This is a genomic window from Rhodococcus spongiicola, from assembly GCF_004011835.1.
GTDB lineage: Bacteria > Actinomycetota > Actinomycetes > Mycobacteriales > Mycobacteriaceae > Prescottella > Prescottella spongiicola.
In genome coordinates, this window is the sequence record NZ_RKLN01000003.1 from 144922 (window position 1) to 145537 (window position 616).

General features: G+C 66.7%; 1 protein-coding gene. It reads right to left on the bottom strand.

Annotated features, from left to right (window positions below):
- Window positions 1-44: 44 nt before the first annotated feature.
- Complete coding sequence (locus EF834_RS08855) at window positions 45-476, bottom strand: hypothetical protein (protein ID WP_127946858.1); 432 nt, start codon at window positions 474-476, stop codon at window positions 45-47.
- Window positions 477-616: the final 140 nt, after the last annotated feature.

Genomic DNA, 616 nt, shown 5'->3' on the forward strand with positions numbered 1-616 from the left:
ACCTCGCGCCGGCCGGCCGCGACTCGGTATCAGGGTGCGGTATGTCAGGGTGCGGCATTGAGCCATTCGTAGAACGCGGGCTCGGCGTCGGGGTTGGCGGCCGTGATGCCGTTGATGGCACCGATCGCGGCACCGACTCCGGCGCCGATGGTGCAACCGGCGATGAACGCCGGGAAGACGGAGATACAGCCGACCACGAAGCCGATACCCGCCCCCATCAGGGCCGACTCCGAGCCACCGTTGGCCCAGCCGATTTCGATCTCGCGCATCAGGTTGTCCTGCGCGGTCTGCTTGTCCACCACCGGTCGGATGAGCGGGTTCCCGGCCAGCGGTGTCGAGGCGGAGGTCGCGGACCCGACCTGCCCCGCACCCGGCGCCGGCGCGGCCTGGGCAGTGCCCGTGGCGATTCCGAGTGAGACCACGAAGAGAACAGACGCAGCGGAATCCCTGAGTAGTTTCTTGGAGCGGCGTTTCATGGAGCTCTCCAAACCGTGAGAGGGCTGGCAGTCCCTGATTCGACGCTAGTCCCTGGCACACCCTTCCCGCTGAGGATCGGTCGCGACCCGTCGCGTTGCGGAATTTCGTGTGACATGCACCTTTTCGGCGTTCCGCAGAG

Bases quoted from the DNA above. Each gene is read 5' to 3' on its own strand.
- EF834_RS08855 (WP_127946858.1), bottom strand. From the start codon at position 476: ATGAAACGCCGCTCCAAGAAACTACTCAGGGATTCCGCTGCGTCTGTT.